Consider the following 25,182-nt stretch of genomic DNA (forward strand, 5'->3'; position numbering starts at 1 on the left):
AGGAGACACCTCACTTGACTCACCTCACCCCCGTGACCGATCCCTCGTCTTACCCCGCGCGGCACCTTGGCCCGGATCAAGCTGAGTCCAGCGCAATGCTTGCCACTCTTGGTTTTTCCTCGATGGAGGAACTCCTAGATTCCGCCCTTCCCCCGGCGATCCGCGCCACGGAGGCCCCCGCACTCCCCTCCCCCCTTTCCGAGCACCAGGCTCAAGCCCGCCTGCGGGAACTAGCCGCCAAGAATGTAGTGCCCACCTCCCTCTACGGCCAGGGCTACTATGACACCATCACTCCGCCCGTGATTCGCCGCGGAGTGCTGGAAGATCCGGGCTGGTACACGGCCTATACCCCCTACCAGCCGGAGATCTCGCAGGGTCGTCTGGAGGCCCTGCTGAACTTCCAGACCCTCATCTCCGAGCTCACCGGCCTGCCCATCGCCGGGGCCTCCCTGCTCGACGAGGCCAGCGCCGTGGCGGAGGCCGTGGGGCTCATGTCCCGCGCCAAGAAGAAGGGCCGCCGCGTGCTCCTCGACTCCCGCCTGCACCCCCAGGTGCTGGCCGTGGCCGCCGAGCGCGCCCGCGCAATCGAACTTGAGGTGGAGGTGGAAAATCTCAGCGGGCCCATCGTGGGCGAGGACTACGTGGGCGTGGTCATCGCCTACCCCGGCACCGAGGGTGACATCGTCGATCCCCGTCCCATCATCGAGGACATGCACACCCGTGGTGGCCTGGCCGCCGTGGCCTGTGACCTCATGGCTTTGCAGGTTCTGGAGTCCCCCGGCGCGCTCGGCGCGGACATCGCCGTGGGTTCCTCTCAGCGCTTTGGCGTTCCGCTCTTCTTCGGTGGCCCCCACGCCGCCTTCATCTCGGTGACGGACAAGCTCAAGCGCCAGCTTCCCGGCCGCGTGGTGGGTGTGTCCAAGGACGCCGCCGGAGCGCCCGCCTACCGCCTGGCCTTGCAGACCCGCGAGCAGCACATTCGACGGGAAAAGGCTACCTCGAATATCTGCACTGCACAGGCGCTGCTGGCGGTCACCGCCTCCATGTACGCGGTGTATCACGGCCCCGAGGGCCTCAAGCGCATCGCTCGCGCTATCCATCGCAAGGCCGCTCTCCTGGCCGAGGCCGTATCCCAGGCTTCCGGCCTCAACCTGGTGCACGATACGTTCTTTGACACCCTGGCGATCCGCACCGCGCAGGCGGCCACAGACATCGCCCGGCACCTGTCCGAGGCCGGGTACCTGGTGCGCGTACTCAATCAGGAAACCGTCTCCATCGCCTTCGGTGAGTCCACCACGGAGGAGGATGTTCGCGCTATCGCGCAGGCCCTCGGGGCCACCGTTCCCACGGAAGCCACCACCGCCGAGGATTCCACCACCGAGCGCCTGGATCAGCAAGGCCTGCCCGAGTCCCTGCTGCGCCACACGGAGACCCTCACTCACCCGATCTTCTCCCGCGTGCACTCGGAGACTCACATGCTGCGCTACCTGCGAGAACTTTCGGATAAGGACCTCGCGCTCGATCGCACCATGATCCCCCTGGGCTCCTGCACCATGAAGCTCAACCCCACCGCGGGCATGGAGCCGATCAGCTGGCCGGAGTTCGCCAATATTCACCCCTACGCCCCGGAGGAGCACACGCGCGGTTGGCGGGAGTTGATCGAGGAGATTGAGGGCTGGCTCGCCGCGATCACCGGCTATGCCAAGGTATCCGTGCAACCCAATGCCGGCTCCCAGGGCGAACTCGCGGGCCTCTTGGCCATCCGCCGCTATCACGTGGCACGCGGGGATCACGCCCGCGATATTTGCCTCATTCCGCAGTCCGCTCACGGTACCAACGCGGCCTCGGCCACCCTGGCTCACCTGCGTGTGGTCGTGGTGGCCACCGCCGAGGACGGTTCCATCGACCTGGCGGACCTGGACGCCAAGCTCGCCCAGCACGCCGATCACGTGGCCGCGATCATGATCACGTACCCCTCCACCCACGGCGTCTTTGAGCCCCAGGTGCGCGAGGTGTGCGAGAAGGTTCACGCGGTGGGCGGCCAGGTGTACATCGACGGCGCAAACATGAACGCCCTGGCGGGGTTGGCCCAGCCCGGTGAGTTTGGCGGCGATGTGAGCCACCTGAATCTGCATAAGACCTTCACCATTCCGCATGGCGGCGGTGGCCCCGGCGTCGGCCCGGTGGCGGTGCGCGAGCACCTCGTTCCTTTCCTGCCCACCGATCCCAATGCGGCCGATCCCCTCCACCCCGCGCCCGAGGGCAGCGGCGTGCCCATCGCCGCCACGCGCTACGGTTCAGCGGGCGTGCTGCCGATCTCCTGGTCGTACCTCGCCATGATGGGTGGGGCTGGCTTGCAGCAGGCCACCGCGCACGCCATCTTGGGCGCTAATTATGTTGCGGCTCGCCTGCGCGAGGATTTCCCCATTCTCTATACCGGCGCGACCGGTTTGGTCGCCCACGAGTGCATTGTGGATCTGCGCGCGCTCACCGATGCCTCCGGCGTCACCGCCGCGGACGTGTGCAAGCGACTCGTGGATTACGGCTTCCACGCCCCCACCCTGGCCTTCCCCGTGGCGGGAACCCTCATGGTGGAGCCCACGGAGTCCGAGAGCCAAGAGGAGCTGGATCGCTTCATCGCCGCCATGCGGTCGATCCGCCGGGAGATTCAGGCCATCATTGATGGCTCGGTGGCCTACGAGGACTCCGTGCTCCATCACGCGCCGTTCACCGCGGCCAGCGTGTCCGGCACCCACTGGCCCTATGCGTTTAGCCGGGAGGAGGCCGCCTGGCCGGTGGCGTCCCTCTACCGGGCCAAGTATTTCCCACCGGTGCGCCGCATTGATGAGGCATACGGGGATCGCAATCTCGTGTGCTCCTGCCCCGCCCCGGAGGCCTTCGATATTTCCCTCGATGGCGCTCACGCGGCCGCCACGGATACCGCTACCGCCGGTACCGATTCTCCCGCCGATTCCCACACCGATACCCCCCGAAACGGAGGAACCGATGTCTAATTCCGATTCGTTGCGTCACTCCCCGCTGCACGCCGAGCACGAGGCCCTGGGTGCCTCATTCACCTCCTTTGGGGACTGGTCCATGCCGCTGAAGTACGGCAAGGAACTAGACGAGCACCGCGCGGTGCGCACCAGCGCCGGGCTCTTTGATCTCTCCCACATGGGCGAGGTGCGCGTGACCGGCCCACAGGCGGCGGAGTTCCTGGATTACGCGCTGGTATCGCACCTTTCGGCGCTCGCCGTGGGGCGGGCAAAGTATTCCATGATCGTGCGCCCCGATGGCGGAATCCTCGATGACCTCATCACCTATCGCCTGCGCGATGATGAGTTCCTGGTGGTGCCCAACGCCTCCAACACCACCACGGTGGTGACCGCGCTGCGCGAGCGCGCCGAGGGCTTCGACGTCACCCTGGCCGACGAGTCCACGCAAACCGCTCTAATCGCCGTGCAGGGGCCGCGCGCCCAGGAGATCGTCCTGGATCTGCTCTCACCGGAGGATCATGAGGCGCTGCGCTCCCTGAAGTATTACGCGGCCTTCTCCGCCACGGTGGCGGGGATCCCGGACGTGCTCGTGGCCCGCACTGGCTACACGGGAGAGGACGGCTTCGAGCTTTTTACTCCCAACGCCACCGCCTCTGCCCTGTGGGAGGCCGCCTTCCGGGCGGGGCAGCCGCATGAGATCCGCCCCTCTGGCCTGGCCGCCCGCGATTCCCTCCGCCTAGAGGCCGCTATGCCCCTCTACGGCAACGAACTCTCCGTGGACATCACGCCTATCGACGCCGGTCTGGGCGTCCTGGTGTCGAAGAAAAAGGAGGGAGACTTCGTGGGGCGCGCGGCTCTCAGCGCCGTGGAGCAACCCTCCCGCCTCCTCGTGGGGTTAGTCTCCGAGGGCAAGCGCGCCGCGCGGGCGGGCGCCCCGGTGCTCTCCCCCGAGGGCACGGAGATCGGCACGGTCACCTCCGGCCAGCCCTCTCCCACCCTCGGATACCCCATCGCCCTAGCCTATGTGGATCGCACTCTGGCTACCCCCGGCACGGAACTCACCGTGGATATTCGCGGTAAGCACTACCCCTTCCGTGTGGTGGAGACCCCGTTTTACCGGCGCTCCCGATAAAATCACTATCCCATCACTCACTGCATGAAAGGAGCCCCCATGGCTACCCTTCCCGATTCTTTCTCCTACTCCGACGAGCACGAGTGGATCAACGCCGCCGCCGACGAGGCGGTGGGCAAGACCGTGCGCGTGGGCATCACCTCCGTGGCCACGGAGCGCCTCGGCGAGGTCGTGTTCGCGGAACTGCCCGAGGTAGGCGATACCGTCACCGCCGGTGAGCCCTGCGGCGAGGTGGAGTCCACCAAGTCCGTCTCCGATCTCTACGCTCCCGTGAGCGGCACCGTCACCGCCATCAACGAGGACATCGAGGATAACTACGAGGTCATCAACGAGGATCCCTTTGGTGCCGGCTGGCTCTACGAGGTGGAGGTCACCGAGGTGGGCGAGTTGCTCACCGCGGCGGATTACGCGGCCGCCAACGGCGTGGAATAACGCGCCCAGGGGGCTATGATGTAGCCACTATGACTGCACCCCGAGCCCCCTTTTTCCCCGCACACCGTTCTATTCGCGCCACCGAGGACCCCCTGGATATTCGCCATCTTGGGGTGATGGATTACCAGGAGGCCTGGGATCTCCAGGCGGACCTCGCCGCACGGCGCTATCGGGGGGAGGTGGGCGATACCGTCCTGGTACTGGAGCACCCCAACGTGTACACGGCGGGCAAGCGCACGCAACCGGAGGATCGCCCACAGAACGATCTGCCGGTGATCGACGTGGATCGGGGCGGGCGGATCACCTGGCACGGTCGCGGCCAACTAGTGCTCTACCCCATCATTCAGCTCGCCGATCCGGTGGACGTGGTGGATTACGTGCGCCGCCTGGAGGAGGCCATCATTCAGACGGTACAGCAGGCGGGCATTGACGGTGCGGGGCGTATCGACGGCCGCTCCGGGGTGTGGGTACCCGCCTCCGGGGTGCAACCGGATCGCAAGGTCGCGGCCATTGGCATCCGCATTACCCACGGCGTGACCATGCACGGTATCTCGCTGAATTGCTCAAACACCCTGGATTACTACCACCACATCATTCCCTGCGGGATCACCGATGCCGGGGTGACCACCATGTCCAGGGAGTTGGGCCGCGAGGTGAGCACCAAGGAGATGGCCACGCCACTGCTTAGTGCCCTCGACGCCGCCCTATCCGGCCGCCTCACCGTGGCCGATCATTCCTTTGGTTCCGCGCCCGATCCCACCAAGGGCCTGCCCCGCCAGCGCTGAGATTTTATCCCGTTTTTACCGCAGTTTTACCTCCCGGTGGGCAACAACGGTAAGGTGACGCTTGTGACTATCGCACCTGAAGGCCGTAAGTTACTGCGCATTGAAAAGCGCAATGCGCAGACTCCCATCGAGCACAAACCGCGCTGGATCCGGAACCAGGTGAAAAATGGCCCGGAATACCAGGACATGAAGAAGCGCGTTTCCGGTGCTTCCCTCCACACCGTGTGTCAGGAGGCCGGTTGCCCCAATATCCACGAGTGCTGGGAATCCCGTGAGGCCACCTTCCTCATCGGCGGTGCCAATTGCTCGCGCCGGTGTGACTTCTGTCAGATCAACTCCGCCCGCCCGGAGCCCCTCGACGTGGACGAGCCGCGCCGCGTGGCGGAGTCCGTGCGCGAGATGGGTCTTAATTACTCCACCATCACCGGCGTGACCCGCGATGACCTCGACGATGAGGGCGCGTGGCTTTATGCCGAGGTGGTTCGCCAGATTCACCAACTCAACCCGCACACCGGCGTGGAGAACCTGGTGCCGGACTTTTCCGGCAAGGCTGACCTGCTCCAGGAAGTCTTTGAATCCCGCCCCGAGGTGTTCGCGCACAACGTGGAGACGGTTCCGCGCATTTTCCGGCGCATCCGCCCGGCATTCCGCTATGACCGCTCCCTGGATGTGATTCGCCAGGCCCGCGATTTCGGGCTCATCACCAAGTCCAACCTCATTCTCGGCATGGGCGAGACCCGCGAGGAGGTGCTTGAGGCCCTGGCCGATCTACACGAGGCTGGCTGTGACATCATCACGATCACCCAGTACCTGCGCCCCGGCCCCATGTACCACCCCATCGACCGCTGGGTGAAGCCCGAGGAGTTCGTAGAGTACGCCACCGCCGCCGAGGAAATGGGCTTTGGGGCCGTCATGTCCGGTCCCTTGGTGCGCTCCTCCTACCGCGCCGGCCGCCTTTACGCTCAGGCAATGGAGGCGCGCGGCATGGAGCTGCCGGAGAATCTTGCGCACCTGGCGGAGACCTCCCAGGGTTCTACCGCTCAGGAGGCCTCCACGCTGCTGTCCAAGTACGGCCCCTCCAAGGAAACCCCGGTGGTATCGGCGCTGGCCCGATAGCGCTGCGCTTATCCCTTTGTCCCGGCTATCCCCTATCATGAGGGGCATGGCTGATCCGAAGAAGCAGGCCGCGAAGGCGGCCAAGAAGGAAGAACGCGCGGCTAAGCGTGCCAAGCGGAAGCAGAATTACTCGCAGATCTGGCAGGCCTTTAATCTCCAGCGCAAGCAGGATAAGGCCCTCATTCCGCTCATGCTTGCCGCCGTGCTGGGTATGGCCCTGGCGTTCTTCCTCATCGGCCTGATCTTTAATGGCCAGTGGTTCATGCTTCCCATTGGTCTCCTGCTGGGCATCGTCCTGGCGATGTGGATTTTCTCCCGCCGCATTGAATCCTCCATGTACGAGCGTGCCGGGGATACCCCCGGTGCCGCTGGATGGGCCCTGGAGAACATGCGCAACACGGTGGGTGTCGTGTGGTTTACCAAGACCGCCGTGGGGGCCACCACGCAGATGGATGCCGTGCACCGCGTGGTGGGCGTGCCCGGCATCGTGCTGGTGGGCGAGGGTGCCAAGCACCGCGTGCGCCCCATCATGGAGCAGCAGAAGAAGCGGCTCAATCGCCTGGTGGGCGGGGTGCCGATTTATGAGATCTATGCCGGTGACGGCGAGGGCGAGGTTCCCCTCAAGCGCTTGCAACGCGAGTTGCTGAAGCTTCCGCGCAACTACAAGAAGAATGACGTCTACCCCATCAACGCCAAGATCGAGGCGATGGATAACACCATGGCTGGCGCCCCGGCGGGTATGCCCAAGGGACCGATGCCCAAGGGCGCCAAGGTTTCCGGGCTGAATCGACGCGCCCGCCGCTCCGCCGAGCGATCCAACAAGGGGCAGTAAGAAGAATTAGCCCCGGATCACGGCGGTGCCGGTGGCGCGGTCGTGCATTCCGCGGCCATCGGAGTCCACGAGGGCCGCGGGGAAAATCAGGCAGGTCAGCAGGGTGCGCACCACGGCGCGCCACAGGCCAACACGCTCGGGGGCGTCGATACGCGCAATGCCCATGCCCAGCACCGCCTGGCCGGGCGTGCGGGCAAAGAGCCAGCCGGTGAGGATACCGAGGATCGCGTAGAAAAGGTACGTCATGGTGCTCACCCCGCCGAGGACGTCGGTGAACATGTGGATGAACCCCGCGACGATCCAGGCGATCACCCAGTCGATGAGAACCCCGCCCGCGCGCCGCGCCACCGTGGCCAGCGATCCCGGCCCGCTGCGGGGAAGCCCCAGGTTGGCCCCGGGATAGGCGCCCGGCCCCTCCGGGCCGTCGAACTGCGAGGGAATCTGGGGGCCGTCAAGCCAGCTTCTCTTGGGATTCTCCATACGCTCAATCTATCGCACGGAACGCGGTACACTACAAGGTGTTTGGTGGCACGTACTTTTGGTAGCCCTATAGTTATTACGTTACACTTATGTGCCATACCCCTAGCCGCGAGGATTCCAGGAGCAAACCATGGCTTTCACCTCTCACGAGGACCTACTCAAGTACATCAAAGATGAGGGGGTGGAGTTCATTGACGTGCGCTTTACCGACGTCCCCGGCACCGAGCAGCACTTTTCCATTCCCGCCAGCGCGCTGGATGCGGACGCCCTAGAGGAGGGCCTCGCCTTCGACGGTTCCTCCATTCGCGGCTTCACCACCATCGACGAATCGGACATGAACCTTTTGCCCGATCTCGCCACCGCCAAGATCGACCCCTTCCGCCGCACCAAGACCCTCAACATGAAGTTCTTTGTGCACGATCCCTTTACCCGCGAGCCCTTCTCCCGCGACCCGCGCAACGTGGCCCGCAAGGCGGAAGAATACCTCGCCTCCACCGGCATCGCGGATACCTGTAGCTTTGGCCTGGAGGCCGAGTTTTATGTGTTTGACTCCGTGCGCTACAGCGCTGAAACCAACCACGCCTTCTACGAGCTGGACTCCAACGAGGGCTGGTGGAACCGGGGCGAGCTGGAGAACTTCGACGGCTCCCCCAACACCGGCTACAAGAACCGCCTCAAAGGCGGCTACTTCCCCGTGGCCCCCTACGATCAAACCGTGGAACTGCGCGACCGCATGGTGCACACCCTCGCGGAGTCCGGCTTTGAGATCGAGCGCTTCCACCACGAGGTAGGCACCGGCGGCCAACAGGAGATCAACTACAAGTTCAACACGCTGCTTCACGCCGCGGATGATCTTCAGACCTTCAAGTACATCATCAAGAACACCGCCGCCCTGGAGGGCAAAAGCGTGACCTTCATGCCCAAGCCCCTGGCCGGGGATAATGGTTCCGGCATGCACGCCCACCAGTCCCTGTGGAAGGACGGCAAGCCCCTCTTCCACGACGAGTCCGGCTACGCGGGGCTTTCCGACGTCGCCCGCTACTACATCGGCGGCATCCTCCACCACGCGGGCGCGGTGCTGGCCTTTACCAACCCCACCCTGAACTCCTACCACCGCCTGGTGCCCGGCTTTGAGGCCCCGATCAACCTGGTGTACTCCCAGCGCAACCGCTCCGCCGCGGTGCGCATCCCAATCACCGGCTCCAACCCCAAGGCCAAGCGCATCGAGTTCCGTGCCCCGGATCCCAGCGGCAACCCCTACCTGGGTCTGGCTGCTATGATGCTGGCCGGCCTGGACGGCATCAAGAACCGCATCGAGCCCCACGCTCCCGTGGACAAGGATCTCTACGAGCTGCCCCCGGAGGAGGCCGCCTCCATTCCGCAGGCCCCCACCTCCCTGGATGCCTCCCTGCGCGCCCTGGAGGCGGATAACGAGTTCCTCACCGAGGGCGACGTGTTCACCGAGGATCTCATCGAGACGTACATCCAGTACAAGTACGACAACGAGATCGCTCCCGCCCGCCTGCGGCCCACGCCGCTGGAGTTCGAGATGTACTATGACTGCTAATTTCTAGCGCTTACGCCTCACCTGCGGGTGAGGCGTTTTTGCTGTTCAGAGCGTTATGGTCCGGTATGGTGGGCATGGCAAAATGAGCGCTGGAGCGGCCCAGGCGGGATTTTTGAGGGATCGTCGCATAGCCCGCGCACAGGTCGCCCCCGTCGCCTCAGCCCCGTACCCCCTGCCCACGCCACGCCCACGTCCCCAGCGCTAGGCCCCACCCCACCACCAGCACCAGCAACACCGCCACCGCGTTCCACCCATGAGCCAGATACAGGCCCACCGGGGCCACCGCGCCAAGCGCACCACCCAGATAATAACCGGATAGGTACCACCCCACCGCCGTCGAGCGCGCGTGCGGAGCAAGCCTCCCCGCCATCGCCGTCCCCACCGCCTGCCCGGCAAAAACTCCCACACAGGAAAGCATGAGTCCCACCGTCATCGCGGGCAGCGTGGGAATGAGGCTGATCGCCATGCCCGCCGCGCTCACGGTCTGCGAAAGCACGAATACACGTAAGTTTCCCCAGCGCTGCATGAGTCGGCCGCTGAGCGGCGTGCTGATCATGGGCACCAGAAAAATAACAAAGATCAGGCCCACCGCACCCGTGGAGAGGGAAAAGGGCGGCTGCGTCAGGGTCAGGGAGGCAAAGGTGAATGAGGCCACCTGCTGGAAGAGCAGGGTGGCGCCGAGGAGGATCGTCGCTAGCAGGCGCGGATTTCTGTATAAGGCCGTGGTTTCTCCGTCTGCGTCTACTGGCTGCCTCCTATTTCCCCCAAACCTGCGCTCTTGGGGCAGGAACCCGCGCGCCACCGCCCACGCAACCGCAATGAGCACCGCATTGCCCAGGAAGGAAAGCCGCCACTGCCCCGTCGCCTCAACGATCACGGCCGCCACCATCCGTCCCAGGAAACCACCCAGGGCGGTCCCTGCCACGTAGAGGGCGTTGAGCCGCGCCGCCACCGGAGCGGCGTATTCCTCCCCCACGTAGGCCACCACCACGGCGAAGATAAAGGGGCAGCACATGCCCTGCGCCGCGCGCAGCGTCAGGAGCATGGGCAGATTCCACGCGAGAAGTCCCCCGAGGCTCAATGCAGCCATGCAGAGCAGCGCCGCCAAGATAACCCTGCGGCGTCCCCAACGATCCGAGATCATGCCCGCCCAGGGAGCGGTGAGCGCCACGCCTATCGTGGTGGCGCTCACCGTCCAGGTGGCTCCGCGTATATCGGTGTCTGCCCACCGGGCCACGTCCTCCAGGATCGGCTGCGTGGAGTACATGTTGAGCAGCGCGCTCATGCCGAGCAGGACGAGCGCTACCTTCTCCCCCAGCCCCAAGATGTTTCTTGGTTCACTCATCTGCCGCCTCCTCATGGGAATCCACAATATCCCTAGCACGGGGAGAGAGGGACGGTAGAATGACAAAGGTCACTCTCCCCACGATAAAGCAGGACGGAAAGAATCTTCATGCCCCACCTCATTACCCCGGTTACAGATTCTCAAGTAAAAGAACTCCAGGAGATCAGCCGCACCACGTTTTCCGAGACCTTTGATCGCTACAACACCGCAGAAAACATGCGCGCTCACCTCGATAGCGCCTATCACCTGGATAAGTTGCGCACGGAGATAAATAATCCCGAATCGCAGTTCTTCTTCATTTACGCCGATGCCGATGCTGCCGATGCCGAGCCACCGGCCGGATACCTCAAGCTCAACACCGGCGCCGCGCAATCCGAGCCGATGGGCGACGAGCGCCTGGAGTTAGAACGCATTTATATCCGAGCCTCCCACAAGCGTCAGGGCCTAGGCAAGGCCCTCTACGATCTCACCGAGCGCTGCGCGCGGGAAAAGAACAAGCGCTACATCTGGCTGGGGGTGTGGGAGCACAATACGCCCGCCAAGAACTTCTATTCCTCCCTGGGGTTCCGGGAGATAGGCGATCATATCTTCCCCGTGGGGGACGATCCGCAGCGGGATATTTTGATGGAAAAGGATACGCGATAGCCGTTACCCGGACACTCCATCTGGATACCCCGAGATACAAAAATCCCGACACCGGAAAATACCGGGCCGGGATCATCAAGATACCTTAGACCATCGCGGGGGCAATGCCCTTCACGGGTGCCTGGGGCTGCTGCTCGAACTGAGCGGGATCAATCCCCTTGACCGGGGCCTTCGGCTCGGCGGGGCGCTCCGGCTTGGCTTCCTCGGTCGGCTGTGCGGGCGGCTCCGGCTTCGGGGCCTCTTCCTTGTCGTTGGGGGCAGTGGGGTTAGCCCCCTCCGGCTTCTGCTCGGGCGTCGGCTGCTCCGGCTTTTCCTGAGTAGGATCGGCGGGCTTCTCAGCGGGCTTGGCCTCCTCGGTCGGCTGCTCCGGCTTCGGAGCCTCGGTGGTCTCCTCCTGCGGGAGTTCGCCCTCAATGTTGCCCATGAGTTCGCGCACCACGGGGCCGATATTGCCGCCACCATTGGAGTTCAGCACGGTGATGATCTCACCGGCCAGGGCCGGGTTCGTGCTGGTGGTGGCGTAGGGGCCACCGCTGGCGCCGCCGCCCACCCAGCACTCGCGCTCGCCGTCCACGCGGCGGATCTGGCTGTTTCCGCCACCCTCGTGCTTGGTGTAATTACCCACGCACACGGACTGGGACTGCCCGTTGAACGGGGCCGGGCCGGGGTAGCCGATCAGGGAGGCCTGCACGGTCTCGCCCTGCTGGAGTTCCTTGACACCGAAGGCCCCGGTTACTTCCTGGATCGTGCGTCCCTGGGCGTCGGGAGCGATCTCCAGCACCGCCACGTCCACGCCGGAGGTCTCGGAGACGTGCGCGTTGGTCACCTTCCAGCTCCCCAGCGGGGTGCGCTGCTCGGGGGTGCCAGCGGTGCCGTCGAAAGCCGGGGTAAAGGTGGTGTTGCCCGCAGCGATGGAATCGCGGGTGGCCTGGGAGATCTGCCACGAGCCATCCTTGAAGTCACCCAGGCAGTGAGCCGCGGTCACCACCAGGGTTCCCGAGGGGCTGTCGATCACGGAACCCGTGCACATGAAGCCCGCGTTGAGCAATTGCCCCACGGCGCGGGAGGCAGCCTGCTCGGTGTAGGGCTTATCCGCAAAGTAAGCACCCTTGTCATTGATCTCGGAGAGGTGCCCGTCCAACACGGAACCGGCCGGATTCGGCTGCGGCAGACGGGAATCCTCGTCGGCCAGAGCCGTGGGGGCCAGGTGGGCGGTGGCAATGCACGCGGCGCTCACGGCCGCGAGGAGGGACTTCTTCACTATCCCAGGTCCTTTCCGTCAAGGATGAACTGTGTCGCAGAGGTCGAGCATACAGGTTTTTGCTTGCCGACGCCCTCCCTGCCGCACGTTCCGTACCCCCGTCACCGTGCCGCGCGCAGGGCCTCCTCCAGGGGCACCGAGCCGTCGTTAAAACGCACAAACTTGTGCAGCGCGGCCCCGTGAAGCGTCTCCACGATGGCCCTGGCCACGTTCTCCCGAGAGGCCACGCCGCCCTTTTCCCGCCAGTCATCCTCCGGTTCAAGCAGCTCGATGTGTCCGTCTCCTGGTTCGGCGCTCAGCGTGCTGGGTCCCAGAATCGTCCAATCCAGATCGGTCTGACGCAGATAGTCATCGGCTTGTAATTTGGCGTCCGCGTAGGAGAAAAAGTCCTGACCCTCCGGCACACCATGCCCGGGTACCGATCCCACCCAACTCACCATCACGTACCGCTTCACTCCCGCCTGGGCGGCCGCCTTCATGCTGCGAATCGCGGCATCCCGATCCACGGCATAGGTACGCTCGGGATCTCCCCCACCGGCTCCCGCCGACCACACAATCGCGTCGTTTCCCGCGAATAGGTCCGAGAGTTCGTCCACGCTCATCTCCTGCACGTCGGCCACCACCGGATTGGCCTGCGCCGCGCGCACGTCATCCGCCTGTTCTTCCTTGCGGATCACCGAGTTCACCGCATAACCGGCCTGGGCCAATAAGGGAGCCGCCAGCAGGGCAACCTTGCCGTGACCGCCTACGATGAGTACCTTCTTGTTTCCTGTCATTTCCCTACTCCTTCCTTCCAGTACGCATAACGCCCACGCCCGCCCCTTCATTCCGGGATCGGATAAAAGCCCAGCTCAAAAGCCCGCAAAGAATTATTTACTGCTCTTTCCAAGAAAAATGCCGCTTGCTCTTCCCCTCCGGCCAAAGGGCTGCTATCTTTAACCCTTGTAGCTAGCGCGTACCCCGCCGTGGCTACTGACATGTCAATACTAGTGAGAGGACAGAGCATGAAGCTCTCCCGCAAGCTGGCCGTTTCCGTTGCCGCTGTTTCCATCGCCACCACCACCGCTGTTGCTCCGGCTATGGCTGCTACCCCCGCTGCTCCGAAGGCTCCCAAGTCCTACGAGGAGCAGGTTCAGCAGGCTGAGCTGACCGGCAAGCGTCTCGACAACGCCAAGAAGGGCGTGGACACCGCTAAGGGCATCGTGGACACCCTGGGTGGCCTCGGCGGCCTGTTCGGCATCAACGGTGGCGGCCAGAAGTAATTTCTGCCCCTTATTATCCTGCCTCGGGCTTCGGCCCGGAGCAGGATTTTTTATCTTCTAAACGCGGGGTCGCTTGTGATACCCCATGCGCGGCCGGAACCCTGCGGGATGGCGGAGTTGCGCCACCGCGTCCGCGCACAAAAGACGGAATCGCGGCTGCATGGGCGGCAGTTGAGCCACCTCAAACCACCCCACATTGATCGACTCATCATCACCAATCACCGGCGGGGTCTGCGCCGCCTCCTCGGAAACGGAAAGCCGCACGGCGGTATCCACGTAACTCACCACGTCCCCATTCGGGTACGTCACCGGCCCCACGGCCCCCACACCCAGCAGAGCCTCCACGGAGGCCTCAATGCCGGTCTCTTCCTTGACCTCCCGCACGGCGGCATCGTGCGGCTGCTCCCCCGGATCCACGATCCCCGTGACCGGCGTCCATTCCTCATTATCCGCGCGCTGCACCAGCAGCACCGAGGGAGTGGCCCAGGCGGGTGCATTAGCGGGAATATCTCGGACAACAATCGCCGTGACCCCGGGGAGCCAAAGGGGATCGTGACCGATCTTCTTTCTCAATTCCACGATGAAATCCGGGGTCGCCATGCTCTATCCTCACGTCAATTCTCTTTTAACAATCATGCTGGATATACCGCGAGGCACTCCCCATCTCAATCAGATAGAGAGTGCCTCATGGATCCCGCAGTAATTAATCCCGCTCTTGGCTTTCCCGCCAGGAGCGAAGCCAATCACTGAACTTAAAGCCTTCCGGGTCCTCCACCGGTCGAGCCAAGGGATCGGGATTGATCACCTTGGCGCCGCTGGAGCCCTTGTCCTGCGGACGGGCAGCCACCTGCTTAGGCCCGGTGACGGGCTTGCCGCTGGGGGCAGCCTGCCGCTGAGCCGGTTTAGGCGAGCTGGGCGCAGAATAACGCTGCTCCGGCTTCTTCACCGGCGGAGCGTATCCAGCGGGCTTGGGTTTCACCGCCTCGGAGGGCTTAGCATAAAACCGCTGATCCGGCTTTACCCCTCCGCTCGGCTTGGCCGCCTGCTTGGGCTGTGGTTCAGCGCGGCGTACCGCCGGCCCCGGAAACGAGGCCGCCTGGTTCTTCGTCGCGTTGTTCTGGGCCCGTCCCGCTTGCACCTTCACAGATCCCGGTGCGGACGTGCTGGTTTGTGACGAACCCGAGGGTGCGCTTATCTGTTCTTTGCTGAGACGATTAGCGCCCTCGTCCCGCCGCGCCCTTCAATTCTGGAGAGCGATTACGTAGCGGTTCACCACAGAACGCAGCATGGCCAGGTTGGTGCCCTGACGGGACACGGCCACGTAGATGAACTCGGTGTTGCTCAGCATGCGGATAAGGTGAAGCTGATCGGAGAGGGTCAGCAGCATATCCTCCAGGCCGGTGTCCAGGTTCAGAGCGGCGATGGTCTTGAACTTTGCCTTCACCATCTCGCTGTTGTAGGCGGAAGCGACGTCGAGGTCAAAGTTATTGATACGAGAAATGCTGGCCAGCGACATACCGGTGTCAAGGTCCACCACGGAAGCACCGTAGAAACCATCGAGCTCATTGGCGATGTCATTGAGCATATCGTTCAGGTCAGTTTGGCGAGACATATAAAAGAGAACCTTTCTCACACTTTAGGAATATGCCGACCTCGCCCGCGGGGCGCGGAGGAGGCGTCCAGGTGCCACAACATTCATCGTTCGTCCAGACGTTGCAACATCACTATATGTACCAGAATTAGCCGGAAGAATCATGCTAACCTTCCCCCACCACCCCCTCAGAGCACATATCCGAGGGTTTCCCTATACAATGCCCATGCACAGCCCATACCTATGGGCGCACGCCTCGCGCTGGTGTCCCAACGATAGGAAGGATTTATAAGCCCATGACTCCTCGCCATCGGCTCACGAAGAAGGGCTCTGTCATGGCCGACACCGCGCAGCATACCGATAACTTTTTTGTCGGCTCCCCCACCTCCACCGAGGTGGTCTTTATCGGCCCCGTGGGTGTAGGAAAAACAACGGCCGTGCGAACGCTCTCCAGCATTCCCACGATCAACACGGAGGCTCAACTCTCCTCCCAGGCCGATCTCTCCCCCGAGCACACCCCCACCAAGCAATCCACCACCGTAGGGCTGGATATTGGCTTGTGGGAGCGTCCCGACGGCACCCTCGTGGGCCTCTACGGTACGCCTGGCCAGGATCGCTTTGTCGCCTGCCGCACCCCCATGCTCAACCCCCAGGCAGGCATCGTCATCTGGCTGTACGGCAATTCGCCCGAGCTGCTTGACGATCTATACCATTGGATTGACGTTGCCGGGGGCAAGGACAGCGCTCACCGCCTCACGGTGGCGCTCAACTACGCCAGCACCGCGAACCTCTCCGATGTCCAGAAGAGCCTGAAAAAGAAGGGCTACAAGGGCATACCCGTGCACCTGGTTGATCCTCGCCGTGAAGAAGAAGTACGTCAGCTTGTGACCACCGCTATTACCCGCCAAGGACTCCCCGCATGATGACTCCCCATTCCCGTATCCGCACCACGGATCTCGATTCCAATCCCCTTGCCCAGGCCGCCATGCCGATCCTCAGCAATATCTTTGAGGCCCTCGAAGGCGCGCGCTCCATTGTCCTGGGCACTGGCGACGGCCTGCACATCTGCTCCATGGGCCTTTCCAACACCGTAGAGGGCGCTCAACTCGCCGCGCTCAATGCCTCCATGGCGGGAGTATCAACCGCGCAATCCGTTTTGCTTGGCCACAAGGACGAGGACAGCGCGGGCACCATCGTGGCCATGACGCTGCCCGATGAGAACCTCGTGATCGTCAGCGTGCCGTTCCCCGAGGTTCACGACCTCCTCCTTGGGGTCTCCGCCAAGGACGCCCAGATCGGCGTGGTGATTCAGCAGACGCGGAAGGCCGCCAAGCGCCTTTCCGAGTGGCTGAACAAGTAAGAGATCTCCAATGAGGCCCACCCTTTAATTAAAGGGTGGGCCTCATGCTCGAAAACTAGGGCCACACGGGGGTAGCGTGGTGGCCGTTGGATGTTTACCGCGCAGTGGGATTGAGACGGAATTTAGGCCTTCGGTCCCACGAGCTGAATGAGGTTGCCGCACGTATCGTCCAACACTGCGATCACGGCGCCTTCCACTGGCATCGGATCCTGGGTGAAGCCAACCCCCGCGTCCTTAAGCCTTTGGTATTCCCCCTCCAGGTTGTCCACATCAAACTGCGTGAACGGGATGCCGTCCTTGTACAGGGCGTCACGGAACTCCTTGGCCGCCGGGTGCGCGGCGGGCTCCAGCAGGAGTTCCGGCCCCTGGGGACGCTCCGGGGAAACCAGCGCCAGCCACCTGTTCCCCGCCTCATCGACCGTGATGTCCTTGGATACCTCAAAGCCCAAAGTATCGCGGTAAAACTCTAGCGCCCGAGCCTGATCGTCCACAAAAATACTCATGATGTTAATGCGCATAGCGTGCATCCTCCTAGCGTTGAGCGGCTCGTTTCCCGTGCTTTATTCCATTTCTGCGCGGTACGGCTTAGGCCCCGCCCTCCACATGAGAAACGATGATGTTCTTTACCTCGTCCACACTATTCGATACCGTGCGCACGCGCCGCGGGGCTTCCATGATTGCCGCAAAGCGCTCCGGGATCGGAGGCTCCTTACCCGTGGCCTCCCGGATGGTATCGGAGAACTTCACCGGCAAAGCCGTCTCCAGGCACACAATGGGCCCCTCGATCGTCTCGCTCAGACGCCGCGCGACCACCAGGCCATCGGCCGTGTGCGGATCAACCAAGACGCCCAGGCGGGCATATAGATCCCCGATCTCCCGGACTCGATCCTCATGCCGGGAAGAACCCGAGGCGAAACCGAATTCGCTCGATAGGCGAGGGAATACCGCATCCCCTGCCAGGGAGAAGCCACCGCCCTTCACCTGCATCCCAAAGAGTTCCTTTGTGCGGTCGGCGTCGCGCCCCACGGCATCAAAGATGAATCGCTCAAAGTTCGAGGCGCGGGAAATATCCATCGAGGGGCTGGAGGTTTCCCAGGTCTCCGCGGCAGAACGTACCCGATACTCGCCGGTGCGGAAGAACTCGTCGAGGACATTATTCTCATTGGTGGCCACGATGAGACGATCAATGGGCAACCCCATTTGGCGCGCGATGTGCCCGGCACAAATATCACCAAAGTTCCCGGTGGGAACGCTAAAACTCACCTTCTGCGAGTTATCCGTGGTCACACGGATCCAGCAGGAAATGTAGTAGACCACCTGTGCCATCAGCCTCGCCCAGTTGATCGAATTAACCGCCCCTACATGGTACTTCTCCTTAAACTCGGAGTCCCCGGAAATGGCCTTCACCACGTCCTGGCAATCATCGAATACCCCGTTGAGGGCCATATTCACGATGTTTTCATCATCCAAGCCGAACATCTGCGCCTGCTGGAAGGGCGTCATCCTCCCGGCCGGCGTGAGCATGAAAACGCTAATGCGATCGCGCCCGCGCATGGCGTATTCCGCAGCCGAACCCGTATCACCGGAGGTGGCTCCCAGGATATTGAGCGGTTGATCCCTCCTGACTAGTTCGTACTCAAAGAGTTCCCCCAGCAATTGCATGGCCATGTCCTTAAAGGCCGCCGTGGGTCCTTGAGAAAGGTGCCCAATGTAGAGGTTCCCCTCCACATGGGAAACGGGTACGATCTGCTCATCGTCGAACACCGGGTAGCGATATGCTCGCGCCGCGATGGCCTCAATATCGGCCTCGGGAATATCGTCGATAAAAAGCTTCAATACCTCTGCCGCCAAGGCGGCATAGCCCTGCTCCGTCAGGGTCTCCCGCAGGCGAGTAAGGGCGGCCTCGTCCAGGCTCGGGTATTCCTCCGGCAAATACAGGCCGCCATCGGGAGCCAGGCCTCCCAGCAAAATATCGGTGAAGTGAGCGGGCGTTGCGGCGGCGTCGCGAGTAGAGATGTAGCGCATAGCAGATAAGTTTAGCCTGCTGTGCCGCACTCAGGGCACCCTAAAATTCCGCTTCATGATGTGCGCTCCGCAGGTACCGGGCAACGACCTAATCCAGCACCGCTGTCACGGTATTTTCCGTAGCCTCCGTGGCGGCGACCGGAACCATGCCTAAGTCCTCCGTCAGTTGCTGCCACACGGCCATCTGCTTGAGAAACGGCCCCGAGTACTCCTGATGCCACTGCTCCACCGTCAGGGGAGATTCCTTAGACTTCTCCTGGCTCTCCACCACGATCAGCGTCCCGGTCACCAAAGCCACCGCGATCCCCCCGCTCACCACCATTCGCGTCTGCATACGCCGCATTTACCTCGCCGCCTTCCCGTGCGCTTTTCCCATGATCCTAAGGACCAAACCTCCCCGCGAGGTGGCTGCTTCCTGAGACAAAGATGAGAATCTCCCCGTTAGCGCCGTGGCGGTTCCTGGCGGCCAGTCAAAATATCAATCACGCTGCGCACAGCAGCCTCTCCCACCCCACTGATCTCCTCGCGCGGAGCACTCGGCGGGGTGCGTCGGGGGGCTTGCGCCCGCACGGAAAGCACACCGTTATGCGTATCGACGTCGATTGCGCTGCTGCCCTGCGCCCCGGCGCTGCGTGCCGCCGCAACAAGCGCCTCAAGGTCACTCAGCGTGGCGCCGTGGAGATCAAGAGAAAGCTGAAGAGCCATGCGTACTCCTTAATCCAAACGTGAATGACAATGCCGGGCCGAGTATAGCCGCCTAGTGCCCACGCTCTAGATCGGCAAAAACATTCATGTTCAGCACAAAGGCGTGAGCGGCCTCCTCCAGCAACGCGCGCCGCTCCTCCTCGTTAAAATCCATCGCATCGAGGTGCGCGCGGTAAGCATCTTTGTACGGCTTGAGCTTGTCAATCTCCTCGAAACGATAAAAGCTCAGCCCCTCCTGAGCGATGCCGTAGTGTCGAGACATCATCGTGGCAATCACCTGCCCACCAGACATATCCCCCAGATAACGCACATAGTGATGCGCAACCAACCGAGCCTCATCGCGATCCTCGTACACCTGTTGCAGCCGCTCCACATAGGCCGCCGTCGCGGGGGTCGGCTTCACCCGTTCCTTCCACCCCTGGGCATGCTCCGTCTCCACCGTGCCATGCAGGTACGCAAGATCCCGTTCGAGAGACGCCGCCCGATCCAGCCGCGTATCGACGATCCTCCCCGCCCGATCCGTATCCGACACCGCATGGGCGGCCTTTTCCAATGCCGAGTAAAAAAGCCACGCCTGCTCCTGGAGACGCAGGAAGTCAGCCGCACTCAGCTTCCCACCCATCAGATCCGCCATGAACGTAGAGGACTCTGCCTCCTCATGGGCTGCCGCCGTAAACACCTTCAACTCAGCCGACAGGCTCTGGTTATGGAGAACTACATTCGTCATGCTCGGTTCCCCCTCTCTTGACTCAGAATGGTTATCCGCTCCCGGGGCGCTAGCGCACTGCCTCCTATCCACCGAGCCGTTAGGCTGACGCTGAGAGGCAACCACGCAAGCACCGTGGAATACCACTGAGATTAAATTAGGTTACCCATACCTACCATCGTCCTTTTGGTTGATCTTTCCCACTACCTCATGGACGGCTCTCCCCAGAACACCTGGTCCACCACCCTGCGAGCACGCCGAGTCTTTTTCAGATAATCCTCCAAGAACACCTGGTACTGCGCGGGCTCCCACCCCGCCGCGCCTGCCACCTGCACCAACTGCGGCCCTGGTTCTGGAATCTGATCCGTCCGCTTGCCCCGCACCAGTACCAGCGCGTTACGCACATTCGTGGCCTCTAACCACGCCTCACGCAATACCCGCACCTGATCCGAGGGAAGAATGGACTGATCTTCCAAGACGTCAAGGACCTCCAGGGTGGAAGTGTTGTGTAAGGCGGGATAGTCATGAGCATGCATCATGGTGAGCAACTGCACGGTCCACTCAATATCCGTCAGCGCACCTCGCCCCAGCTTCGTATGCGTATTCCTATCCGCACCCCGAGGCAGCCTCTCCTCATCGACGCGCGCTTTCATGCGGCGCACCTCTCGAATAGCCGCCGCAGAGATCCCATCCTTCGGATAACGGAATTCATCAATCATGTGTAGGAACTCCGTCCCCACCTCCCTATCCCCAGCCACCACCGTGGCCCGCAAGAGCGCCTGCGTCTCCCACACTTCACCCCACGAGGAGTAATAACGGTGATACGAGGAAATAGATCGCACGACTGCACCGCTACGCCCTTCTGGTCGCAGACCCAAGTCCACTTCCAGAGGAGGGTCGCCCGAGGGCTTCGCCAACCGCGAGCGCATGGATTCACACACGCTTGCCGCCCACCGCAACGCCTCATGCTCGTCCTGCCCCGGTTGAGGTTCCGCCACAAACATCACATCGGCGTCAGAGCCAAAGCCTAGTTCGGCCCCACCCAAACGCCCCATACCAATCACGGCAATACGGGCCGGTGCCTCCACCAAACCTGGCGTGCCACCCCCCGACCGCCCCTCACCCTCGGGTTCGGTTTTTCCTAGACCTGTTACCTCTTTAGTGCCCCCTTGTGCCTCCGGCAACCTGCTGCGAATCTCAGCCTGAAGAGCCGCCTCTAACACCGCATTCCAGACCATTGACAACCCCCGGCACACCGAACGCACGTCCATCATTCCCAGCAGATCCGCCGAGGCCAATCGCGCCAACTCTGTCCGGCGCAAGGAACGCGCAACCGCAATGGCCTTATCGGGATCGCGGTGGCGACCGGCAGCCGAAACTAGGGAAGAAGAGACCGTTCCCGGTGCCTTATCCAGAATCTTCGGTCCGCCAGCACCATCACCCAGCGTCTTAACAAAGTCAGGGGAAGAGATAATAAGTGCAGCCGTATAAGGCGAGGACCCCAAGATCATCATCAAACGCTGCCCCACCACACCCTCATCTCTCAGAAGGCGCAGGAACCAACTGCGATCATAGGCGGCGTCCGAAAGTTTACGATAATTAAGCAAACCAGCATCAGGATCGGCAGTCTGAGAAAGCCAATCCATCAGCGTGGGCAATAGCATCGCCTGAATCTTTGACTTGCGGCTTGTTCCAGAAGCCAACGCCGTCAAATGTTCAAAGGCCCTGTCCGGGAACCTATACCCCAGCGCCGCAAGTTGCAGCTTAGCCGCGTCAGGGGAAAGTTTGAGGGTATCCACTGACATATTGACCACGGAATTAAGCAGTGGACGATAAAACAACTTCGAGTGCAGTTCGGAGATGAGGAAACGCACCCGCCGCAACGTGGTGCGCAAATTATCCACCGAGGATTTCCCCTCCGCAGCCCCGTAACCAGACGTGAGCGCCAGGCGGTTCATCGCAGGGCGATCACCTTCCTCCGGCAAGGTATGAGTACGGCGCAGCCGATATAACTGCAAACGATGCTCCAGGAGGCGCAAAAACTCATACGCCTGGATAAGCCCTTGGCCATCCTCCCGCCCGATAGCCCCAGCATCCACCAGCGCACGCAGAGCCGCCACGGTGGCCGGGACGCGCAAGGATTCATCGGACCTTCCGTGCACCAGTTGCAGGAGTTGCACCGCAAACTCCACATCGCGCAATCCGCCGCGACCGAGTTTCAACTCTCTATCGCGCATATCCGCAGGCACATTCTCCAGCACCCTGCGCCGCATAGCCTGCACGTCCTCAACAAAGGAATCACGCTGGCTCGCCGCCCACACTAAAGGCGCTAATTCCTCGCGGTATTTCTCACCCAAGGGCACATAGCCGGTCTGCGCGCGCGCCTTAAGCAAAGCCTGAAACTCCCAGGTCTCTGCCCATCGGTGATAATAAGCAAGGTGAGATTCCAGGGTGCGCACCAGGGAACCCGACCGCCCCTCGGGTCGCAGGTTAGCATCTACTTCAAAGAAATGCCGTGAACCGATCCGGGCACATTCTCCCGCTAAGCGAGTAATACGAGGCGTCACTTCACTGCCGACGAATATGACATCAACATCCGAAATATAATTCAGCTCCCCCGCCCCGCACTTGCCCAAGGCAATGATCGCAAGGCGAGCATCCAGCGGAGAATCGCCATATACGTTCTCCACGGCAAGGGCCAAACTCGCGGTCAAGGCCGCATCGGCCAAATCAGAAAGCAAAGCCGTAGTCTTTTCAAAGGGAACCGGATCTAGCCCCTCTTGCCGCTTAGTGGAAGGATAGGTACCGGCAAGATCATGAGCGGCGATCCTCATAAGGAAAAGGCGATACCGTTCCTTTAGCCGCCGCTGCGCCGCCATATCCGCCGAACGCGCCCGGTACGTCCCCACCGTACTGAGATCGTCACGAGCAGGATCGAACCACCCAGCCTCTTCGACTCCCTCAGCATCTGCCTCCTGAGCAGACAAGGCGTAACTTGCTGGAATCGCATCTACCGCATCAAGCAAGCCTCGGATCATTTCTTCTCTGCTCGGCAACGGCGCAATCAGTTCCCTCCAGGACTCCGGATGCGCTGCCAGATCATCACCCAGAGCCACCGATCCCCCCACTAACGCCATGAGTCGAATACGGAAAGAATGGTTCTCTCTCAGCGTTTGCTGGAACGCCTCCGCCTCACCAGCCTCCTCCAAGGCCGCTACCAAGCGAACGAGAATGTTGAGGGCTTGATCTGGGTCTCCCGATCCGGCTAGAGCCCATAGGACATCGAGGGATTCTGGATTATCCCACCCCAAATCACGTATATCTTCCGCCGCACGTCCACCGCCTAACCCTAAAACAGCGGGAGTAGGTATGGAGACCCGAGACTTAGATACCGCCATTATATTTCCTTCTTCCCAAAGATCGGTTCACCAGAACGACAGCAGAACCCTGATTAGTAGTTAAAATTGCTCCGCAGTTCCCACGGAGTAATCTGCTCTTGGTAATCCCGCCATTCGCGCCACTTGGAACGCAGGAAAAATTCATACACCCGTTCCCCAAGAATCTCAGCCATAAGCTCCGATTCCTCCAAACGGTGCAAGGCGTGATCCAGGCTGGATGGCAAATCCACGTACCCCATCGCTCGGCGCTCCCGCCGAGTCAATTGAGAGATATTATCCTCAGCCGGATCGCCTAATTCATAACCTTCCCGTATCCCCTTAAGCCCGGCACCGAGAAGCGCAGCATAGGCAAGGTACGGGTTACATCCGGTATCGATACTGCGAACCTCCACCCGGCGCGATTCCGCCTTGGTGAGCCGATAGGTAGGAACCCGCACCATCGCGGAGCGGTTAGATACCCCCCACGTGGCCGCCGTGGGCGCTTCATCGCCAAAGATGATTCGCTTGTATGAATTCACCCACTGATTTGTGACCGCAGATATTTCCGGCGCGTGCCGCAAAATACCGGCGATGAATTGCTTGGCGGTATGCGATAGAGAGTATTCCGCATCAGGATCATGGAAGGCATTACTGTCTCCCTCAAAGAGAGAGATGTGACTGTGCATGGCCGAACCAGCCCACTGCTGGAACGGCTTGGGCATAAAGGTGGCCTGCGCATCATTACGCAGCGCCACCTGCTTCATGAGGTAACGGAATGTCATGACGTTATCTGCCATCGTGAGCGCTTCCGCATGGCGCAGGTCAATCTCCTGTTGTCCGGGAGCCGTCTCGTGGTGCGAAAACTCCGTGGCAATGCCCACCGCTTCCAGGGCGAGCATGGCTTGCCTGCGGAACTTGGGCGTGGCATTTCGGGTCGATTGATCGAAGTACCCGCCGTTATCCGTGGGTTTGGGCTGTGGATCAGCGTCCTCCTGAGCGGTATTCGTGCACAGGTAAAACTCAATCTCCGGGGAGATCATGCAGGTAAATCCCTCATCAGCAGCCTGCTGCACCTGCCTGCGGAGCACCTGGCGGGGATCATTCCAGGAGGGTTGGCCGTCCGGCATAGAAATATCACAGAACATTCGTGCCGTTTGCACTTCCGCCCCTTCATCAAAGGGCAGAATCTGGAACGTGGAGGGGTCGGGCAGCGCAATGGTGTCCGCCTCAGAGATTCGCGAGAATCCCTCAATGGCGGAGCCATCAAAGCCCACGCCCTCCTCAAAGGCACTCTCCAGCTCGGAGGGGGCCATCATCACGGACTTGAGGTACCCCAAAATATCCGTGAACCACAGGCGGATGAACTTGATGTCGCGTTCCTCAACGGTACGCAGCACGAACTCTTGTTGGCTGTTCATGCCACCACCTTAGCCACCACCCACACCTCCTCACACGTCCTTCCCTGTGAGGGGGTATCCACCGTCCACAATCCGCCCCGCTCAGCAGCACTATGAGAATATATTTTCGAACAGATGGGGGTACCACCGCCCCGACACCCCCTTACC

At 62.0% G+C, this 25,182-nt stretch carries 25 protein-coding genes; 11 read left to right on the plus strand and 14 right to left on the minus strand.

Going from position 1 to position 25,182, the window contains the following annotated elements:
- The first annotated feature begins 14 nt into the window (after positions 1-14).
- The 6 genes from gcvP to OLW90_RS07820 all read left to right on the plus strand — a co-directional run bounded on the left by gcvP (position 15) and on the right by OLW90_RS07820 (position 7,293).
- Complete coding sequence (gene gcvP / locus OLW90_RS07795; protein ID WP_319649532.1) at positions 15-3,014, plus strand: aminomethyl-transferring glycine dehydrogenase; 3,000 nt, start codon at positions 15-17, stop codon at positions 3,012-3,014.
- Positions 3,007-4,128 (plus strand): glycine cleavage system aminomethyltransferase GcvT, encoded by a 1,122-nt coding sequence (gene gcvT, locus OLW90_RS07800; protein WP_319649533.1) that lies wholly within the window; start codon positions 3,007-3,009, stop codon positions 4,126-4,128. The genes gcvP and gcvT overlap by 8 nt, the downstream gene beginning before the upstream one ends.
- A 39-nt stretch (positions 4,129-4,167) precedes the next feature.
- Positions 4,168-4,560: a glycine cleavage system protein GcvH gene (gcvH, locus tag OLW90_RS07805; protein WP_319649534.1), complete on the plus strand. Its 393-nt coding sequence runs from the start codon at positions 4,168-4,170 to the stop codon at positions 4,558-4,560.
- A 29-nt stretch (positions 4,561-4,589) separates the two neighbouring features.
- Positions 4,590-5,345, plus strand: coding sequence for a lipoyl(octanoyl) transferase LipB (gene lipB, locus OLW90_RS07810; protein ID WP_319649535.1), 756 nt, complete (start codon positions 4,590-4,592; stop codon positions 5,343-5,345).
- A gap of 63 nt (positions 5,346-5,408) precedes the next feature.
- Positions 5,409-6,461, plus strand: a complete 1,053-nt coding sequence (gene lipA / locus OLW90_RS07815) for a lipoyl synthase (RefSeq protein ID WP_319649536.1) — start codon at positions 5,409-5,411, stop codon at positions 6,459-6,461.
- Positions 6,462-6,507: 46 nt separating this feature from the next.
- Positions 6,508-7,293, plus strand: coding sequence for a DUF4191 domain-containing protein (locus OLW90_RS07820; protein WP_319649537.1), 786 nt, complete (start codon positions 6,508-6,510; stop codon positions 7,291-7,293).
- 6 nt (positions 7,294-7,299) lie between these two features.
- Here OLW90_RS07820 and OLW90_RS07825 read toward each other — a convergent pair whose 3' ends face one another.
- Positions 7,300-7,773: an RDD family protein gene (locus OLW90_RS07825; RefSeq protein ID WP_319649538.1), complete on the minus strand. Its 474-nt coding sequence runs from the start codon at positions 7,771-7,773 to the stop codon at positions 7,300-7,302.
- Between the two features lie 130 nt (positions 7,774-7,903).
- Between OLW90_RS07825 and glnA the strand changes: the two genes are divergently transcribed.
- On the plus strand, positions 7,904-9,340 hold the full coding sequence (glnA, locus tag OLW90_RS07830; RefSeq protein WP_319649539.1) for a type I glutamate--ammonia ligase: 1,437 nt from the start codon (positions 7,904-7,906) through the stop codon (positions 9,338-9,340).
- Positions 9,341-9,497: 157 nt separating this feature from the next.
- Here the strand turns inward: glnA and OLW90_RS07835 are convergent, their stop codons facing one another.
- Positions 9,498-10,685: an MFS transporter gene (locus OLW90_RS07835; protein ID WP_319649540.1), complete on the minus strand. Its 1,188-nt coding sequence runs from the start codon at positions 10,683-10,685 to the stop codon at positions 9,498-9,500.
- Between the two features lie 108 nt (positions 10,686-10,793).
- Between OLW90_RS07835 and OLW90_RS07840 the strand changes: the two genes are divergently transcribed.
- A complete protein-coding gene (locus tag OLW90_RS07840) occupies positions 10,794-11,330 on the plus strand; it encodes an N-acetyltransferase (RefSeq protein WP_319649541.1) in 537 nt (178 codons plus the stop codon).
- Positions 11,331-11,415: 85 nt separating this feature from the next.
- Here OLW90_RS07840 and OLW90_RS07845 read toward each other — a convergent pair whose 3' ends face one another.
- Positions 11,416-12,591 (minus strand): trypsin-like serine peptidase, encoded by a 1,176-nt coding sequence (locus OLW90_RS07845; RefSeq protein ID WP_319649542.1) that lies wholly within the window; start codon positions 12,589-12,591, stop codon positions 11,416-11,418.
- Between the two features lie 101 nt (positions 12,592-12,692).
- Complete coding sequence (locus tag OLW90_RS07850) at positions 12,693-13,367, minus strand: SDR family oxidoreductase (protein ID WP_319649543.1); 675 nt, start codon at positions 13,365-13,367, stop codon at positions 12,693-12,695.
- A gap of 213 nt (positions 13,368-13,580) precedes the next feature.
- Between OLW90_RS07850 and OLW90_RS07855 the strand changes: the two genes are divergently transcribed.
- Entirely contained in the window at positions 13,581-13,853 is a 273-nt protein-coding gene (locus OLW90_RS07855; protein ID WP_319649544.1) for a hypothetical protein, read from the plus strand.
- 57 nt (positions 13,854-13,910) lie between these two features.
- Here the strand turns inward: OLW90_RS07855 and OLW90_RS07860 are convergent, their stop codons facing one another.
- The 3 genes from OLW90_RS07860 to OLW90_RS07870 all read right to left on the minus strand — a co-directional run bounded on the left by OLW90_RS07860 (position 13,911) and on the right by OLW90_RS07870 (position 15,465).
- A complete protein-coding gene (locus OLW90_RS07860) occupies positions 13,911-14,453 on the minus strand; it encodes an NUDIX domain-containing protein (protein WP_319649545.1) in 543 nt (180 codons plus the stop codon).
- Between the two features lie 103 nt (positions 14,454-14,556).
- The gene (locus OLW90_RS07865; RefSeq protein ID WP_319649546.1) at positions 14,557-14,991 is read right to left on the minus strand and encodes a hypothetical protein; all 435 of its coding nucleotides are present in this window, start codon (positions 14,989-14,991) and stop codon (positions 14,557-14,559) included.
- A 102-nt stretch (positions 14,992-15,093) separates the two neighbouring features.
- The gene (locus tag OLW90_RS07870) at positions 15,094-15,465 is read right to left on the minus strand and encodes a hypothetical protein (protein WP_319649547.1); all 372 of its coding nucleotides are present in this window, start codon (positions 15,463-15,465) and stop codon (positions 15,094-15,096) included.
- A 275-nt stretch (positions 15,466-15,740) separates the two neighbouring features.
- Here OLW90_RS07870 and OLW90_RS07875 point away from each other — a divergent pair, with 275 nt between their 5' ends.
- Both OLW90_RS07875 and OLW90_RS07880 read left to right on the plus strand, forming a co-directional pair.
- Positions 15,741-16,367 (plus strand): hypothetical protein, encoded by a 627-nt coding sequence (locus OLW90_RS07875; protein ID WP_319649548.1) that lies wholly within the window; start codon positions 15,741-15,743, stop codon positions 16,365-16,367.
- Positions 16,364-16,804 (plus strand): hypothetical protein, encoded by a 441-nt coding sequence (locus OLW90_RS07880; RefSeq protein WP_319649549.1) that lies wholly within the window; start codon positions 16,364-16,366, stop codon positions 16,802-16,804. Before OLW90_RS07875 ends, OLW90_RS07880 begins: the two co-directional genes overlap by 4 nt.
- Positions 16,805-16,926: 122 nt before the next feature.
- Here the strand turns inward: OLW90_RS07880 and OLW90_RS07885 are convergent, their stop codons facing one another.
- The 7 genes from OLW90_RS07885 to OLW90_RS07915 form a co-directional block, all read right to left on the minus strand.
- Positions 16,927-17,322 (minus strand): VOC family protein, encoded by a 396-nt coding sequence (locus OLW90_RS07885; RefSeq protein WP_319649550.1) that lies wholly within the window; start codon positions 17,320-17,322, stop codon positions 16,927-16,929.
- Between the two features lie 67 nt (positions 17,323-17,389).
- A complete protein-coding gene (gene thrC / locus OLW90_RS07890; RefSeq protein ID WP_319649552.1) occupies positions 17,390-18,829 on the minus strand; it encodes a threonine synthase in 1,440 nt (479 codons plus the stop codon).
- Positions 18,830-18,917: 88 nt separating this feature from the next.
- Positions 18,918-19,163 carry a hypothetical protein gene (locus OLW90_RS07895; protein WP_319649553.1) on the minus strand — a complete coding sequence of 82 codons (246 nt, stop codon included), beginning with the start codon at positions 19,161-19,163 and terminating at the stop codon, positions 18,918-18,920.
- Between the two features lie 107 nt (positions 19,164-19,270).
- Entirely contained in the window at positions 19,271-19,534 is a 264-nt protein-coding gene (locus tag OLW90_RS07900; RefSeq protein WP_319649554.1) for a hypothetical protein, read from the minus strand.
- 52 nt (positions 19,535-19,586) lie between these two features.
- Positions 19,587-20,261 (minus strand): biliverdin-producing heme oxygenase, encoded by a 675-nt coding sequence (locus tag OLW90_RS07905; RefSeq protein WP_319649555.1) that lies wholly within the window; start codon positions 20,259-20,261, stop codon positions 19,587-19,589.
- A 182-nt stretch (positions 20,262-20,443) separates the two neighbouring features.
- On the minus strand, positions 20,444-23,638 hold the full coding sequence (locus OLW90_RS07910) for a bifunctional [glutamine synthetase] adenylyltransferase/[glutamine synthetase]-adenylyl-L-tyrosine phosphorylase (protein WP_319649556.1): 3,195 nt from the start codon (positions 23,636-23,638) through the stop codon (positions 20,444-20,446).
- 53 nt (positions 23,639-23,691) lie between these two features.
- Positions 23,692-25,035, minus strand: a complete 1,344-nt coding sequence (locus OLW90_RS07915) for a glutamine synthetase family protein (protein WP_319649557.1) — start codon at positions 25,033-25,035, stop codon at positions 23,692-23,694.
- Between the last annotated feature and the right edge of the window lie 147 nt (positions 25,036-25,182).

The organism is Corynebacterium sp. 21KM1197 (genome assembly GCF_033783015.1).
In the GTDB taxonomy this organism is placed as follows: domain Bacteria; phylum Actinomycetota; class Actinomycetes; order Mycobacteriales; family Mycobacteriaceae; genus Corynebacterium.

What these genes read in the sequence shown, in the direction of transcription:
- gcvT (WP_319649533.1), top strand. Translation starts at nt 3,007, where the DNA reads ATGTCTAATTCCGATTCGTTGCGTCACTCCCCGCTGCACGCCGAGCAC.
- gcvH (WP_319649534.1), top strand. Translation starts at nt 4,168, where the DNA reads ATGGCTACCCTTCCCGATTCTTTCTCCTACTCCGACGAGCACGAGTGG.
- lipB (WP_319649535.1), top strand. Translation starts at nt 4,590, where the DNA reads ATGACTGCACCCCGAGCCCCCTTTTTCCCCGCACACCGTTCTATTCGC.
- OLW90_RS07820 (WP_319649537.1), top strand. Translation starts at nt 6,508, where the DNA reads ATGGCTGATCCGAAGAAGCAGGCCGCGAAGGCGGCCAAGAAGGAAGAA.
- OLW90_RS07825 (WP_319649538.1), bottom strand. Translation starts at nt 7,773, where the DNA reads ATGGAGAATCCCAAGAGAAGCTGGCTTGACGGCCCCCAGATTCCCTCG.
- glnA (WP_319649539.1), top strand. Translation starts at nt 7,904, where the DNA reads ATGGCTTTCACCTCTCACGAGGACCTACTCAAGTACATCAAAGATGAG.
- OLW90_RS07835 (WP_319649540.1), bottom strand. Translation starts at nt 10,685, where the DNA reads ATGAGTGAACCAAGAAACATCTTGGGGCTGGGGGAGAAGGTAGCGCTC.
- OLW90_RS07840 (WP_319649541.1), top strand. Translation starts at nt 10,794, where the DNA reads ATGCCCCACCTCATTACCCCGGTTACAGATTCTCAAGTAAAAGAACTC.
- OLW90_RS07850 (WP_319649543.1), bottom strand. Translation starts at nt 13,367, where the DNA reads ATGACAGGAAACAAGAAGGTACTCATCGTAGGCGGTCACGGCAAGGTT.
- OLW90_RS07860 (WP_319649545.1), bottom strand. Translation starts at nt 14,453, where the DNA reads ATGGCGACCCCGGATTTCATCGTGGAATTGAGAAAGAAGATCGGTCAC.
- OLW90_RS07870 (WP_319649547.1), bottom strand. Translation starts at nt 15,465, where the DNA reads ATGTCTCGCCAAACTGACCTGAACGATATGCTCAATGACATCGCCAAT.
- OLW90_RS07875 (WP_319649548.1), top strand. Translation starts at nt 15,741, where the DNA reads ATGACTCCTCGCCATCGGCTCACGAAGAAGGGCTCTGTCATGGCCGAC.
- OLW90_RS07880 (WP_319649549.1), top strand. Translation starts at nt 16,364, where the DNA reads ATGATGACTCCCCATTCCCGTATCCGCACCACGGATCTCGATTCCAAT.
- OLW90_RS07885 (WP_319649550.1), bottom strand. Translation starts at nt 17,322, where the DNA reads ATGCGCATTAACATCATGAGTATTTTTGTGGACGATCAGGCTCGGGCG.
- thrC (WP_319649552.1), bottom strand. Translation starts at nt 18,829, where the DNA reads ATGCGCTACATCTCTACTCGCGACGCCGCCGCAACGCCCGCTCACTTC.
- OLW90_RS07895 (WP_319649553.1), bottom strand. Translation starts at nt 19,163, where the DNA reads ATGCAGACGCGAATGGTGGTGAGCGGGGGGATCGCGGTGGCTTTGGTG.
- OLW90_RS07900 (WP_319649554.1), bottom strand. Translation starts at nt 19,534, where the DNA reads ATGGCTCTTCAGCTTTCTCTTGATCTCCACGGCGCCACGCTGAGTGAC.
- OLW90_RS07905 (WP_319649555.1), bottom strand. Translation starts at nt 20,261, where the DNA reads ATGACGAATGTAGTTCTCCATAACCAGAGCCTGTCGGCTGAGTTGAAG.
- OLW90_RS07910 (WP_319649556.1), bottom strand. Translation starts at nt 23,638, where the DNA reads ATGGCGGTATCTAAGTCTCGGGTCTCCATACCTACTCCCGCTGTTTTA.
- OLW90_RS07915 (WP_319649557.1), bottom strand. Translation starts at nt 25,035, where the DNA reads ATGAACAGCCAACAAGAGTTCGTGCTGCGTACCGTTGAGGAACGCGAC.